Here is a 14,213-nt window from a genome sequence, read left to right on the forward strand (position 1 = left end):
CCCTACCCCCATAAAGGACTTGATACCAATTTACAACTCAAACACACCAATGGATTCAACATGCGAGGTTTGTGCAAACATATTCATGATTCCTACCGCCTTAAACTTATAGCCCTTATCAACCAAGACACCGGCATCTCGTGCAAATGTTGATGGATTGCACGAAACATACACTATCTTCTGAGGCAAAAACGGCTTGTGTAGCGATTTGACAACAGCATAAGCCCCATTTCTCGGAGGATCCAGCAACATCTTGTCAAATTGCCCCCACGACTCAACAGTTTTTTCATCGGTATCGAACAAGTCTGCAACAGAAAACGTCATATTCTCGGCACAACGATTCAGGCGTGCATTTTCCCTTGCCCTATCGACCAAATAATCGGCACCTTCAATACCGACAACCGATGCACCACTTTTTGCCAGCGGCAAACTAAAATTGCCCAAACCGCAAAACAAATCGGCAATCCTCTCCCCTTTTTGAGGGTTTAAAAGCCTGACCGCCCTTGCCACCATCACTTCGTTCAATTGCGCATTAATCTGCGTAAAATCACCCGGCTTGTAAGGCATTTCCACATCAAATTGAGCAAAAGTATAGTTCAGGGCAGGCGCGTTCTCAGGGTAAAACGGCAAAGACTCGGCATGATCCTGCAGCCATATTTGCCATGCCTTTTCAGCACCCGACAATATCTTATCAAACCAATTACGCAATTCGCTTAATATTTGTCCAAACGGTTGATTTACGAAACGAATGTTGAATACGGTCACATTTTTTCCGCAATAAAACTCAACAAATTTCACTTTCACACCGTCATCATGCAGCTTTTGCAGCAAATTGCGGACATCAGGCAACCTATCGGACACATGCTTAGGCAAAATATGGCAATGGCGGATATTGACGACATCATGGCTTTTTTTGGCCTGAAAACCGAGTTTCAGACGGCCTTGCTTATCCATCGAAACACTTAAACGTGCTCTATCGCGATAATACCAGGAGTAACCATATAAAGGGGGCAAAATTATCTCAGGCTTGACCTTACCTATCCGTTCCAACTGCTCTTCCAAAATCCGTTGCTTTAATGCAACTTGCGCGCCAAAGGAAACATGTTGAAGCGAACAACCGCCACATGTATCAAAATAGCAACAAGCTGGCTCAATGCGTTCGGAAGAAGGTTTTAAAACCGTTTCGACCTGAGCTTCTGCAAACTGCTTTTTTTCTTTATGAATGGCAAACGTTACACGCTCTCCGGGCAGCGCACCGCCGATGAATACAGTCTTCCCATCGACTCTGGCAACACCCCTGCCCTCATAATCCAAAGAAAAAACTTCCGCCTCTTGATACCGTTCTTTCACACTCATACCGTTTCCGTCAGACAGCCGCTTACCGGCCGTCTGACTGTCTTCCAATACCGAAAGCGCATATTTTCTCACAAAAACACAGAGTTTCAGGTATCATGCGCCAAAAACTTTCATTTCAATCCCTACAAAAAAAGACGACATGAAAAAATTATTCCTTGGCCTGACAGCTGCCCTTCTGACCTCGGCCACTACTGCAAACACACTTATTCCAGACGTCTCCCCCGCCTCTTCCGGACAACACGTCGTTATCAATATTACGCAACAGCGTTTGTTCCTCTACGACAACGGCAAACTGAGCAAAATTTATCCTGTTGCCGTCGGCAAAGCCATGACCCAAACCAATCTAGGCGAACATAAAATCGGCGCAAAAGCCTACAACCCGGTTTGGCACATCCCTAAATCCATCCAAAAAGAACGCAATGACGGCGTAAAAAGCGTACCTGCCGGCCCAAATAATCCGCTGGGCCCGGTATTTGTCCGTCTTGGTGACCCTAAATTGAGCCTTGGTATCCACGGCACCAATGCCCCTGCCAGCGTACCCGGCGTCCGTAGCCATGGTTGCGTGCGCATGAAATCGCCTGACGCATTGGAATTCGCCAAAACCATCGCAACAGGTTCTCCTGCCTCCGTTATCTACCAAATGGCGAGCCTGAACGAAGATGCCAACCAAAACTTGTGGCTGGCTGCCTATCGTGACCCATACGACAAGAAAAACCTTGATACGGCTGCCCTGAAAAAAAGCATTGCCGCCTGGGCAAAAGCGCACGGCAAAACCATTCCTGCCGCACGTGTGGATGCAATCCTGAAAGGACGCACCGGCGCAGCAAACTGTCTGACCTGCGCCAAAGGTGTGAAACTCAAATCGCCTTTGAAGTCTTTGGCATGGACCAGCGGCACGGATGCTTACAGCAAACCTAAAGTCATGCCGAAACCGGCTCCTGCTAAAGATGTGGTATTGCCTCAAGGAACTGAAATCGAAGTCGATGCTACCGACGATACAAACAAGGCAGCATCCGAACCGAAACAAAGCGTTCGTCCGACTCCGGTGAAACCGGCAAAACCTGCTGCCAAACCGGCAACCACTCCGGCCGATACTCCTGCTTCTGTGCCTAAAGCCGCTTCCGAACCGGCTACTACCCCTGCCTCTTCCCCTGCGAAAGATGCTCCGACAAGCAGCGAACCTGCAGATTTGTTGTTCTAAGCAGAACAAAATACATAGCCAAAGGCCGTCTGAAATGAATTTTTCAGACGGCCTTTTCGTACAACTGGATATTGGAAATATATGCCCCTCTTAATTCAGACGGCCTTTTTACTTTCCAAATATTCCGACAAACCGCACTCGCGCAAAATACAGCTTGGGCATTCATGACAACCACCAACCACGCCGTTATAACAGGTATGCGTGTGCTCGCAAATATAATCCAATGCACCCATTTCATCTGCCAGCGCCCATGTTTGCGCTTTGGTTAAATACATCAAGGGCGTGTGGATTTGAAAAGCGTAATCCATGGCCAGATTCAGCGTGACATTCATCGACTTGACGAACACATCGCGGCAGTCGGGATAACCGGAAAAGTCGGTTTCGCACACGCCGGCAATGATATGGCGTATCCCCTGACCTTTGGCGTAAATAGCGGCATAAAGCAAAAACAAAGCATTGCGTCCATCTACAAATGTATTAGGCAGGCCGTCTGAAGCTGTTTCAATGGATGCCTTATCATCCATCAAGGCGTTATGCGTAATCTGTTGCATCAGGCTCAAATCGAGTACTGTCTGCTTCACGCCCAAATCTTGGACAATCCAACGCGCGCGCTCCAATTCGATGGCGTGGCGTTGCCCATACTGAAAAGTGATGGCCTGCACATTCTCACGGCCATATGTTTGAATTGCCTGAATCAGGCAGGTTGTTGAATCCTGCCCACCCGAAAAAATAACGAGTGCCTGCTGTTTTTCCATAGTAAATTCCTAGTTTTGTTAACGCGGGAGGTTTGCGAACCGCGTGATTCGAAGATTGACGGATTATAACGGATTTCGTCTATAATCACGGCACTTCATTTTCTTTTATATAGCATAATTATGAGCATCTACGCCCTGAAACCAAAATTTCAAAACCTGTTGCGCCCCATTGTTAAGCGACTGTATCAAAAAGGCATTACTGCCAATCAGGTCACTCTGTTTGCCTGCGCCGTTTCCATTTTGATCGGTTTGCTTTTAGCATTGTTTGCTAGTGTATCCACATTATTCTGGCTTTTGCCGATTTGGTTGTTCGTCCGTATGGCACTGAATGCGATGGACGGTATGCTGGCACGGGAGTTCGGCCAGCAATCGGCATTAGGTGGTTATTTGAATGAAATCACCGATATTGCCGCCGATGCTGCTTTGTACCTGCCTTTTGCCTTTATCGCACCCTTCGGCGGCGTGCAAATTGCCCTGTTTATTTGGCTGGCGGCAATGACCGAGTTTTGCGGCGTTTTGGGACAAGTTCATGGCAACGGACGTCGTTATGACGGGCCATTCGGCAAAAGCGACCGCGCATTCTTTATCGGCGCATTGGCCGTATGGTATGCAATCGACGGTAGCTTCCATTCGACTTTCTATATCCTTATGTGGCTGGCCTGTGCGGCATTGGTTTATACCTGCTACAAACGTGTCATCAATGGCTTGAAGGCCGTCTGAAACTTGTCCACGTTCTTGGGTTAATCATTATTAATTAGAGTATTTAAACCCATCAACCTGTTTTACTGAAAACAAAAAGGCCGTCTGAAACCATAAACTATCGGTTTCAGACGGCCTTTTATTCAGTAGCCAAGATAACTTACTGTTTACCCAGTTGACTGTAATCTACCAACATATACTTGGCAGTAATTTTCTGCGAAGCATTACCTTCGTCACCCATCAGAATCATTTGAGGCTTGCCGTTAACGGTAATCGAATCGACGGCTTCAACGTTGGTGATGTGTTGCAGATTAGGCAGAGAGATTTTTTGCGGTTCATCAGTCGGATTACCGCTCCAAGTCCACAGTTGTGAGAATTTCTGTCCATTCTCATCCTTCACTTCATTGGCAATCACGTAGGTTTTCAACACAGGATCATAGTTGAGGGAACGGATACCGCCGCCATCAATATCAATCACGGCCACTTCATCAAACTCAGGTTTGGCATTGCGCTCAAATACATCTTTCGGATTGCTAATAAACGCGACCAACGCCATGTTGTTGAACTCAGGATCACGGAATCCCAAAACGAGACGTTTTTTCACCGGATCAAACGCCATGCCCTCAATATTGATTTCTTCAAAAGACACTTCTGCCTTGGTTCGCTCGCGAATTAAATCATGCAGTTTGTGATCGGTTTCCAAAACCTGCGTCAGATTGTCGTAGCTGGTCAGCCCCAACACATTGCCGTCTTGGATTTTAAAGCGCATCAGGTGTTCGCGGTCAGGCGAGCGGTTGCCTTTACGGGTGCGCGAGTGTGAAGTCATAGCGTAGATAAAGCCTTCATCGTCACGCGCTAAAGCTTCCAAGTCGCTGAGACGGCGTTTGAAACCGGTAATCACGCGTGTATCCAATGCCTCGTCTTCCACAAACCTGCCGGTTTTATCAATGCTGATGATACTGAACGCATGGTTTGGTTCGTCTTCCGCGATCAGCAACTTGCCGTCCGGAAGCTGTTGTACGGCAGAAGGTTCAAATACGCCGTTAAACATATTGATACCCAGCGAACGCAGCTCTGCCGCGTTGTTGGCCGGAGGCATCAGCAATGACGGCAGTGTTTTCACACCGATAAATGCCGCCAACGAAGCCAGCAAACCCCAGCGGAATACTGCATAAGATAAGTTAATGTATTTAAACTGTTTATCCGCCAACAAACCGAGCCAGTAAAGATGGTCGCTCATCTTTTGATAGACTTGTTTACGGTCGCCCATAATTTCCTGCATCATTTCCCAATATTGATCTTTTTGCAGCTTCACACGGTCTTCATAAATCAAAATATTGGGTTGGCTGCCGCCAAAAAAGCGCGTTTCGGTACTGCTGAGGCGGGTTTTCAAATCCCTCAGCTTAGAACGGCCGCGGACAAAATCCTTAAACCATGTACGCGCCGCCTGCATTTTGCCGATACGTTCAGGAGAAGCAGAAAGCAATGCAAACACGATAGACGCCGCGGCAGTAATCATAAACGTACTGGCCGGAATCAAAAATTCGGGCGATGATGAAAAAATAAACGCGCCCGAAATCATCAGCGCAGAAACAATAAAACCATTCAGCGAAATCATAATATTCGCTTTGGTTGCCGCCAGCGCCAACAATTCCATCTCTGAGCGTACGGCGTTGCGGAACATGGTTTCCACGCCCTTATTCGTACCCAACAGATCAGACGCATTCAAATCCTCGGCTTTATTTTTTTTCTTTTTCGCCTTGTCTTTTTTACGTTTGGCCTTCTTCTCGTTTTTTTCAGACGGCATCTCAGGATGTTCAACCACTTCCTGAATTTCTACCGCTTCAGCCACAACCTCAACTTCGTTTTCAACAACGCCGTTTTGCTTGTGATCCCACAAATCAACATCCTGTTGGGATTCTGCAGATGTGCCGTCGTTTAAAGGTTTTTCTTGGTCGCCCATCTGCTTCGGCTGACCATCTTCCTTCCAATCATTCAAACTCATATCATGACTCCCGACATCAAACACTTTGAACTACATGGAAAATAAAAAACATATTTAGTTCATTTGTTTTAGGTAATTTACATGCTGTTTACATTCTTTAAATTCCCAAATAGCAAACTGTCGCAGGACCAAAAGCCCTGCGACAATCCACTTTATATCAAAATATTAATAATCGATGCGCTCTTTGATAATTTGCAAATCAGGATACGACAAAACAATGTCGTACTCACGGCCATTTTTAAAAGCCTCAACCTCCAACACAGGCTGACCTCGACGGCTATCGGCATCAACATCGTGAACTTGATAGCCGCGTTGTTCCAACATTCTTACGGCTTTAGCACGGTTTTGCTCGAAGTTTTTGTCGCTGTAGATTTTGTGTTCGATGTAATCGCTGGCACCGGCAGTAGCAGCAGACAAAGCAACGATGGCGGTCAATAAGAATTTTTTCATGTTTGATTTCCTTTTAGAATGTGTATTCGGGTTTCGATGGATGTATTAAAACATGACAAAATTAGCAGTTAATTAGTGCTTGGTTAAACGTAGTAAAGGCCGTCTGAAAACTGTTCAGACGGCCTAAGTGATGCCCTTTCAAAAGAAATAAGAGAAAAAATTTGGCAACAATATGATAACGATAAGTCCCATCTGACTGTATTTCGTAAATTAATTGCGAAAAAACGAGTTTATGATGATATGTCGGTAGTAATTTGTAAGGTTATCCAAACACCCTCTATCTAACCTTTTAACAATCACTGTCATCGGTTTTAAGTAAAATTTGGAATCATCTTTTACCATTTCTCTCCATCATTGCATTTGTCCGTCTATCGGATAGTCATTGCTTTTATTTGATATGCCATGATACTGTTTAAAAACATGACTATTAGGAGTTTCTCATGTCCGAACAGCAAAAATACTTTTCTACCCAAGACGGTACTTCGCTTTTCTACCGCTATCGCCCTGCTGCCGATGGTTCTTCCGACAAAGCCATTGTGTTGTTCCATCGCGGACATGAGCACTCCGGCCGGATGATGTTTGTGGCGGACGAGTTGGGTTTTGATGATTTTGCCTATTTCGCTTGGGACGCGCGTGGTCATGGTTACAGCCCCGGTGAACGCGGCGATAGTCCGAGTATTGGCACTTCGGTTTCAGACGTAGATGATTTTATCCGACACATTCAAAGCGAATACGGTATCAAACCTGAAAACATCTGCGTGATTGCGCAAAGTGTCGGTGCGGTATTGGTTTCTACTTGGTTGCACGATTACGCGCCGAAAATCCGTTGCGCCGTATTGGCTTCGCCTGCGTTCAAAGTCAAACTCTATGTTCCGTTTGCCCGTACCGGTTTGAAAATTAAGCAAAAATGGCGTGGCAATTTCTTTGTCAACAGCTACGTCAAAGCCCACTATCTGACCCACAATGTCGAACGTCAAAAAAGCTACGACAATGATCCGCTTATTGCCCGCGCTATTTCTGTGCGCATCCTGCTGGGTTTATATGAAGCGGCCGAACGCGTCGTTGCCGATGCACAAGCGATTACTACGCCTGTACAACTGTTGATTTCAGGCAGCGACTGGGTTGTTCATCACAAACCGCAACACGATTTCTACAACCGTTTGGGCAGCCATATTAAAGAGCGCCATATCCTGCCCGGTTTCTACCACGATACTTTAGGTGAGCAAAACCGTGAAATCGCTTTTGTTGAAATGCGCCGTTTTATCCGCGAGCGTTTCAATCAGCCTTTGCAACAAGTCGATCTGACTCAATCGCACTTATTTGGAGACAGCCGTCGTGAAGCCGACGAACTGGCTACGCCTTTGCCTGTTTGTTCGCCTCGTGGCGCATTTTGGGCGACATATCGCGCCTCGCTCAAACTGGGTTCGCGCTGGAGTGAAGGTTTGAGAATCGGTCAAGAAACAGGTTTTGATTCGGGCAGCACACTGGATTACGTCTACCGCAATCAACCGCAAGGCAGCAACGCTTTCGGTGTATGGGTGGACAAGTACTATCTCAACGCCATCGGCTGGCGCGGTATCCGCCAACGCAAAGTCAATATCGGCAAAGCCATTCAGACGGCCTCAGCTAAATTGCGTGAAGCAGGCAAACCTGTACACGTTTTGGATATCGCGTCCGGTCATGGCCGCTATGTATTGGATGCCCTGACTGCCGACACATTGCCTGATTCCGTACGCTTGCGCGATTACAGCCCGATTAATGTCGAAGCCGGACGCAAACTGATTGCCGAGCGCGGCTTGCAAAACACGGTAACCTTCAATGAAGTCAATGCCTACGACCGCGCCAATTATCACGATTTACAGCCTCGTCCAACGCTGGGCATCGTCTCCGGCCTACATGAATTGTTTGCCGACAATGATTTGATTTTGAACTCGCTCTACGGCTTCGGAGAAGCCATCGAAACCGGCGGCTACCTGATTTACACCGACCAGCCGTGGCATCCGCAACTGGAAATGATTGCCCGTGCTCTGACCAGCCACAAAGCAGGCAGCCCAAACTGGGTAATGCGCCGCCGCAGTCAGCAGGAAATGGATCAGTTGGTTGAAAAAGCCGGTTTTGAAAAAATCCATCAATGGATAGACGAAGACGGTATTTTCACCGTGAGCTTGGCAGTGAAGAAATAAAAATAAAGGCCGTCTGAACAATTTTTTAACTTTCAGACGGCCTTATTTAAACCATGTACCTATCCATGAAACCTACCCTCAAAACCTCCCTACTCAAGCTGATTTCAGTCGGTATCCTGTTCTACACCAGCTACGGCCTATCCAATCATTATGCGGCATCGCTGGACTATGTGCCTGAAATCGCTTTTGCATGGGAGAGCAATATTCCGTTTTGGGCATGGACGATTGTGCCTTATTGGTCGCTGAACCTGATGTATGCTGCGGCATTTTTTCTTTGCCGTGATACACATGAACAAAACCGATATGTAGCGCACCTCGTAGCCGCCCAACTGATTGCGACTGCTTGCTTTGTGCTGTTTCCGCTGCGTTTCGGGTGGCCTAAACCGCCTGCCGATGGGCTGTCAGGCTGGCTGTTTGATTCATTGGCTGCATTTGATTTGCCATACAACCAAGCGCCATCTTTGCATATTGCGTTGGCAATTATCGTGGGTGCATTTTATTGGACACGCTTTCCCCAAATCCGCCTGCCGCTTTTCTTATGGCAAAGCCTAATTGCCTTGTCGGTACTGACGACTTATCAACATCATTTTATTGACGTGCCGACCGGAGCATTGCTCGGCTGGCTGGTGTTGTGGGCTTTCCCACATCAGATGACTTCGCCGTTAAAACTTAGCTCGAGTGATGTACACTCAAGAAATATTGTGCTGCTGTATTTACTTGGCGCGTGTTTGACGGCGTTGCCTGCGCTGCTGGGTGGCGCGTGGCTGTGGTTGATATGGATGAGCGTGTCTTTGCTGATGGTGGCCTTTGCCTATTTGACTGGAAATGCAAACATATTCCAAAAACAGGCTAACGGTAAATTATCGGCGGCAGCGACGGTTTTGCTGTTGCCTTATCTGGTGGGCGTACGGCTCAACATGGCGTATTGGTTACGCGGTAAGGCGAAAATGGCACAAGTCCGCCATGATGTATGGATTGGGAGCGTTTTGGGTATTTCAAACCATCTGCCTGCCGTATTGGATGTATGCGCCGAATATCCCTGCTGTAGCTATCAGGGAGAATATCGCGCCCTGCCTTTACTAGATATGGTAACGCCGTCTGAAAATGATTTGGTTCAGACGGCCTTGATATTGGAAACCTTACGCCAAAAACACGGCAAAGCGCTGGTATGTTGCGCTTTGGGTTATGGAAGAAGTGCCGCAGTGGTGCTGACGTGGCTGCTGGTCTATGGTGGCTGCAAAAACTTGGCGCAAGCGAAGGCCGAACTCAAACAGGCTCGGCCGCAAATGGTATTATCACCGACCGCCGCCCAAGCAGTCGAAGCTGCAGCAAACCGTTTAAAACAAGGATAATGATGGACAACGCAACCGATAGCCGTATTACTGCCCACCTGCTCTCTACCGCACATTATGTTGCCGCCTGTAACGCCTTGCTGCTCGCCTTGTCGGCAAAATATGGCGGCGTATGGTTTGCGGTGCAACTTTTCTTGGCAGCGGTTTTGTTGTACTGCCATATCCGCATTCACTTCGACCGCCGCGTGTTCGAAGACTTTGCCGACAACTGTTACTCTCCTGAAGACTTCGACCACGCCTTACAGCAAAACGGTTTGCGTCAAATTTCAGGCAGCCGTACTTTGCCCCAACGGATAAACGGCGCACTTTCCTTATGGCGCAAAAGCTTATACCTGACCGCCGTACAATTTTTAATTTTGCTTATCCAAAACATTTGATTATTTTTGCTGATTTACCCAAACCAAATCCTTAGCGGTATCTCATTTCAAAAGGCAGAAACAATGAAAAACTTCCTCAAAAAACAACTTGCCTGGCTGACCGACCAAGCCTTGTGTCTGTCGGTCTCTTTTCTTACGGGCGTACGCCCTAAAAGCCCGCGCGAGCTGACATTCAATCAGCACCAAAAAGTCTATTACGCCAATCACGGCAGCCATGGTGATTTTGTATTGGTGTGGATTTCCCTGCCCCGCCGCTGGCGCTTGTCCACGCGCCCTGTCGCCGGTTCGGATTACTGGCTGACGAGCAAACTCAAACGCTTCATCATTCAAAATGTTTTCAATGCCTTGCTGATTCCGCGTCATAGCGATAATCCGCAAGCAATTACCGAACAGATGAAAGACGCGCTGAACGCAGGCGATTCCTTGATTATTTTCCCTGAAGGCACGCGTAATACTGACGATAACACTATCCTGCTGCCGTTCAAGTCCGGCATTTATCATCTGGCGAAAAGCAAACCTAATACCGAATTTGTGCCGATTTGGATAGATAACATCAGCCGCGTACTGCCCAAAGGCAAAATCCTGCCTATCCCGCTTTTGTGTGAAGTCCATATCGGACAGCCGCTTACTTTGCAGGAAAACGAAGACAAAGACAGTTTTTTGACACGCAGCCGTGAAGCGCTGTTGGCACTCAGGCCGTCTGAAAATGACCGCGGCGAGCTTCGCCAAAATGAACCTGAAGTTCAGCAAAACAAAGGAGGACAAGCATGAGCCTTTCTACGACTTCCCAACAAATCATCGTCGAACAAGCCGCAGCTCATCTGACTCCGCAAGCCAGCTATATTTTTGTCGGCGTATTTGCCGTATTGTGTTTTGCCAGCATCATCGGACAATGGTTCAAGCGTAAAAACGGCGCAGATAATGCCACCATCGCCAACCTCAACGCCCGTATTTACGCATGGTGGCTGATGACGCTGGTGTTGCTGGGGGCGTTTTGGTTCGGCAAAATCGGGACGGTTGTACTGTTTTTCCTGATTTCATTTGCCGCACTGCGCGAATTTATGACCCTCGTCTATCGCCGCCGCAGCGACTATTACAGCATGGTAGTCTGCTTTTACCTGCTTCTGCCGGTGCAATACTATTTCGTCTATGACGGCTGGTACGGCATGTTCAGCATTTTTATTCCGGTTTACGGCTTTTTGATACTGCCGATTATTGCCAGCCTCAGCGGCCAAACCGCGCACTTTTTGGAACGCGCCGCCAAAACGCAATGGATGGCGATGATTTGCATCTTCTGTCTGTCTCATGTTCCGGCGCTGATGTTTCTGGACTTGGACGGCTTCGATAACGGCAACAATATCCTGTTGCTGATCTTCCTGATTGGCGTGGTGCAAGTATCGGATGTGTTGCAATACGTTTGGGGCAAACTGATTGGCGGTGCAAAAATCATGCCTTCGCTTTCGCCGTCAAAAACCATTTCCGGCACTGTCGGCGGTATTTTGTCGGCCACAGCCATTGCCGCGCTAATGGCGCCGATTACGCCGTTCTCCCACGGCCAAGCGGCCGTTATCGGCTTTATCGTCTGCCTGATGGGTTTCTTTGGCGGTCTGGTTATGTCTGCCATCAAACGCGATTACGGTGTCAAAGACTGGGGCAATATGATACGCGGCCACGGCGGTATGCTTGACCGCGTGGATTCGATTTGTTTTGCCGCACCCGTGTTTTTCCACATCACCCGTTATTTCTGGAACGGCTAAACTTCAGGCCGTCTGAAAGCTGTTTTCAGACGGCCTTTAATGATCGAAACTTCCAGTTCTACCAATTCGTTATACAATACGTAACCATTGTTATTACATACACACAACATGAATAAACCCTCTCCAATCTTTCCCATTTTTCTTGCTGCAATTATCTTCGCCCTTATTGTTTGGTCAGGCATTAATCCTCATGACCGCGCAGTCTGGTACGCCGAAATTATCCCCGTAGCATCCGTATTCTTCCTTCTGGTTGCCACCTACCGCATTTTCCGCTTCAGCAACTTGGCCTACTTATTCATGAGCTTCTGGCTGATTATGCATTCCATCGGCGCATACTATACTTTTGCCGATGTGCCATTTGAATCCATCAACCGCTTTGTCGAACCGATTTTGGGCGAAAACCGCAATCATTACGACCGTATTGCCCATTACATCATCGGCTTCTACGCCTACCCGATGGCCGAATGGCTGCTGCGCCGCAAGCTGTGCAACCTGCTGTTGGCCTTATTTTTCTCCCTATTCTTCATTATGAGCGTTGCTGCAGCCTATGAAATCATCGAATGGCAATATGCCGTCATCGACGGCGGAGAGGCCGGATTGGAATTCTTGGGTTCTCAAGGCGATATTTGGGATGCGCAAAAAGACATGCTTGCCGATACTTTGGGCGCGTTAACCTCGCTGTTTATTTTTGTGTTTACCCGCCCCGATAAACGTTTGGGTTCCTCTTAAATATATCTCTTTAAAATAAAAGGCCGTCTGAAACCAGATTTTCAGACGGCCTTTTTTCATTTTTCTATTGTTGCTATTGTAAAAATTAATAAATGCGATAGTTAAAAACATAAGCTGATTTTGAAACAAAATCCGTCATCAAAATTTTTAAGCACATGAAATATATAAAAAACCATGTCTGTTAAGATTTTGTAAACAATATGCCTACGTCAACCTAAATTTTTCGATTTGATTTAAATCAGCATATCTTGTGTCATTAATCCATAAAATATCCGGAATTCTACAAAATATTGATTAACCTGATAGATGTTATCATTAAGATGAGAAACACAAAATGCAGAAAATTCCAGAATTAGTCTGCCCAGCCGGCAACCTGCCTGCACTGAAAACCGCTGTGGATAATGGTGCGGACACGGTTTACATGGGTTTGAAAGATGCGACCAATGCACGAAACTTTCCGGGATTGAATTTCGATATGAAATCGGCACGGGAAGGCGTAGCTTACGCCCATGCGCGCGGACGCAATGTACTGATGGCCATCAATACATTCGCACAAGCCGGCCAAGTGGAGCGTTGGCACGCTGCTGTGGATACGGCGGCAGATTTGGGTGCCGATGCAATTATTGTTGCCGACCCCGCCATCATGGCGTATGCGGCAGACAAACATCCGAATTTACGCCTGCATATGTCAGTACAAGGTTCGGCCACCAATTACGAGGCCATCAATATGATGAAAGAGCTGTTCGGCATCCGTCGTGCCGTTTTGCCGCGCGTGCTGACCATCGATCAGGTCAAACATGTAATTGACAATACTGATGTGGAAATTGAAGTCTTTGGTTTCGGCAGTTTGTGTGTGATGGTGGAAGGCCGTTGCATCTTGTCGAGCTATGCAACAGGCGAATCGCCCAATATGCAAGGTGTCTGCTCTCCGGCAAAATCCGTCCGCTGGGAACAACTGCCCGACCGCATGAACGTACGTCTAAACCAGGTATTGATAGACCAATACAAACCCAATGAACCGGCAGGTTATCCAACCTTGTGCAAAGGCCGCTTTGAAGTCAATGATGAAACCTACTATGCCTTGGAAGAACCGACCAGCCTGAATGTTTTGGAAATGTTGCCCGAACTCATCAAAATCGGTGTGTCCGCCATCAAAATCGAGGGACGCCAACGCAGCCCGATGTATACGGCGCAAGTAACCAAATCCCTCCGCCAAGCACTGAATGCAGCCGCAGCCGACCCGTCGCATTTCAAAGTCAATCCGTCCTGGAACAATGCCTTGAGCAAAGTTTCGGAAGGTCATCAGACAACTTTGGGCGCATACAACCGCCCATGGAAATAAGGGGAAG

General features: G+C 47.4%; 13 protein-coding genes and 1 riboswitch. Of the genes, 9 read left to right on the forward strand and 4 right to left on the reverse strand.

Going from position 1 to position 14,213, the window contains the following annotated elements; genetic code table 11:
- Positions 1-30: 30 nt before the first annotated feature.
- Positions 31-1,356: a 23S rRNA (uracil(1939)-C(5))-methyltransferase RlmD gene (rlmD, locus tag ACTHSW_RS03805; protein WP_070460107.1), complete on the reverse strand. Its 1,326-nt coding sequence runs from the start codon at positions 1,354-1,356 to the stop codon at positions 31-33.
- Positions 1,357-1,495: 139 nt separating this feature from the next.
- Here rlmD and ACTHSW_RS03810 point away from each other — a divergent pair, with 139 nt between their 5' ends.
- Positions 1,496-2,557: a L,D-transpeptidase gene (locus ACTHSW_RS03810; protein WP_070460104.1), complete on the forward strand. Its 1,062-nt coding sequence runs from the start codon at positions 1,496-1,498 to the stop codon at positions 2,555-2,557.
- A gap of 95 nt (positions 2,558-2,652) precedes the next feature.
- Here the strand turns inward: ACTHSW_RS03810 and queC are convergent, their stop codons facing one another.
- Positions 2,653-3,312, reverse strand: coding sequence for a 7-cyano-7-deazaguanine synthase QueC (gene queC / locus ACTHSW_RS03815; RefSeq protein WP_070460101.1), 660 nt, complete (start codon positions 3,310-3,312; stop codon positions 2,653-2,655).
- A gap of 3 nt (positions 3,313-3,315) precedes the next feature.
- Positions 3,316-3,361, reverse strand: a riboswitch (PreQ1 riboswitch).
- Between the two features lie 71 nt (positions 3,362-3,432).
- On the opposite strand from queC, the gene ACTHSW_RS03820 reads away from it, so the two are divergent.
- The gene (locus ACTHSW_RS03820; protein WP_070460099.1) at positions 3,433-4,032 is read left to right on the forward strand and encodes a CDP-alcohol phosphatidyltransferase family protein; all 600 of its coding nucleotides are present in this window, start codon (positions 3,433-3,435) and stop codon (positions 4,030-4,032) included.
- A 139-nt stretch (positions 4,033-4,171) separates the two neighbouring features.
- On the opposite strand, the gene ACTHSW_RS03825 is transcribed toward ACTHSW_RS03820, so the two are convergent.
- The gene (locus ACTHSW_RS03825) at positions 4,172-5,818 is read right to left on the reverse strand and encodes a Pycsar system effector family protein (RefSeq protein ID WP_432760711.1); all 1,647 of its coding nucleotides are present in this window, start codon (positions 5,816-5,818) and stop codon (positions 4,172-4,174) included.
- Between the two features lie 363 nt (positions 5,819-6,181).
- Complete coding sequence (locus ACTHSW_RS03830) at positions 6,182-6,466, reverse strand: PepSY domain-containing protein (protein ID WP_070460093.1); 285 nt, start codon at positions 6,464-6,466, stop codon at positions 6,182-6,184.
- Between the two features lie 440 nt (positions 6,467-6,906).
- On the opposite strand from ACTHSW_RS03830, the gene ACTHSW_RS03835 reads away from it, so the two are divergent.
- The 7 genes from ACTHSW_RS03835 (at position 6,907) to ubiU (ending at position 14,206) form a co-directional block, all read left to right on the forward strand.
- Positions 6,907-8,649 (forward strand): bifunctional alpha/beta hydrolase/class I SAM-dependent methyltransferase, encoded by a 1,743-nt coding sequence (locus ACTHSW_RS03835; protein ID WP_070460090.1) that lies wholly within the window; start codon positions 6,907-6,909, stop codon positions 8,647-8,649.
- A gap of 65 nt (positions 8,650-8,714) precedes the next feature.
- Positions 8,715-10,001, forward strand: a complete 1,287-nt coding sequence (locus tag ACTHSW_RS03840) for a phosphatase PAP2/dual specificity phosphatase family protein (protein ID WP_234395985.1) — start codon at positions 8,715-8,717, stop codon at positions 9,999-10,001.
- A 2-nt stretch (positions 10,002-10,003) separates the two neighbouring features.
- Entirely contained in the window at positions 10,004-10,378 is a 375-nt protein-coding gene (locus tag ACTHSW_RS03845) for a hypothetical protein (RefSeq protein WP_070460084.1), read from the forward strand.
- 63 nt (positions 10,379-10,441) lie between these two features.
- Positions 10,442-11,149, forward strand: coding sequence for a lysophospholipid acyltransferase family protein (locus tag ACTHSW_RS03850; protein ID WP_070460081.1), 708 nt, complete (start codon positions 10,442-10,444; stop codon positions 11,147-11,149).
- Positions 11,146-12,135, forward strand: coding sequence for a phosphatidate cytidylyltransferase (locus tag ACTHSW_RS03855; protein ID WP_070460078.1), 990 nt, complete (start codon positions 11,146-11,148; stop codon positions 12,133-12,135). Before ACTHSW_RS03850 ends, ACTHSW_RS03855 begins: the two co-directional genes overlap by 4 nt.
- A gap of 108 nt (positions 12,136-12,243) precedes the next feature.
- Complete coding sequence (locus ACTHSW_RS03860; protein WP_070460075.1) at positions 12,244-12,864, forward strand: DUF2238 domain-containing protein; 621 nt, start codon at positions 12,244-12,246, stop codon at positions 12,862-12,864.
- A 334-nt stretch (positions 12,865-13,198) separates the two neighbouring features.
- Entirely contained in the window at positions 13,199-14,206 is a 1,008-nt protein-coding gene (ubiU, locus tag ACTHSW_RS03865) for a ubiquinone anaerobic biosynthesis protein UbiU (protein ID WP_070460072.1), read from the forward strand.
- Positions 14,207-14,213 lie beyond the last annotated feature (7 nt).

Origin of the sequence: Neisseria sp. P0008.S004 (assembly GCF_051962755.1) — a bacterium.
Classification (GTDB): Bacteria; Pseudomonadota; Gammaproteobacteria; order Burkholderiales; family Neisseriaceae; genus Neisseria; species Neisseria subflava_A.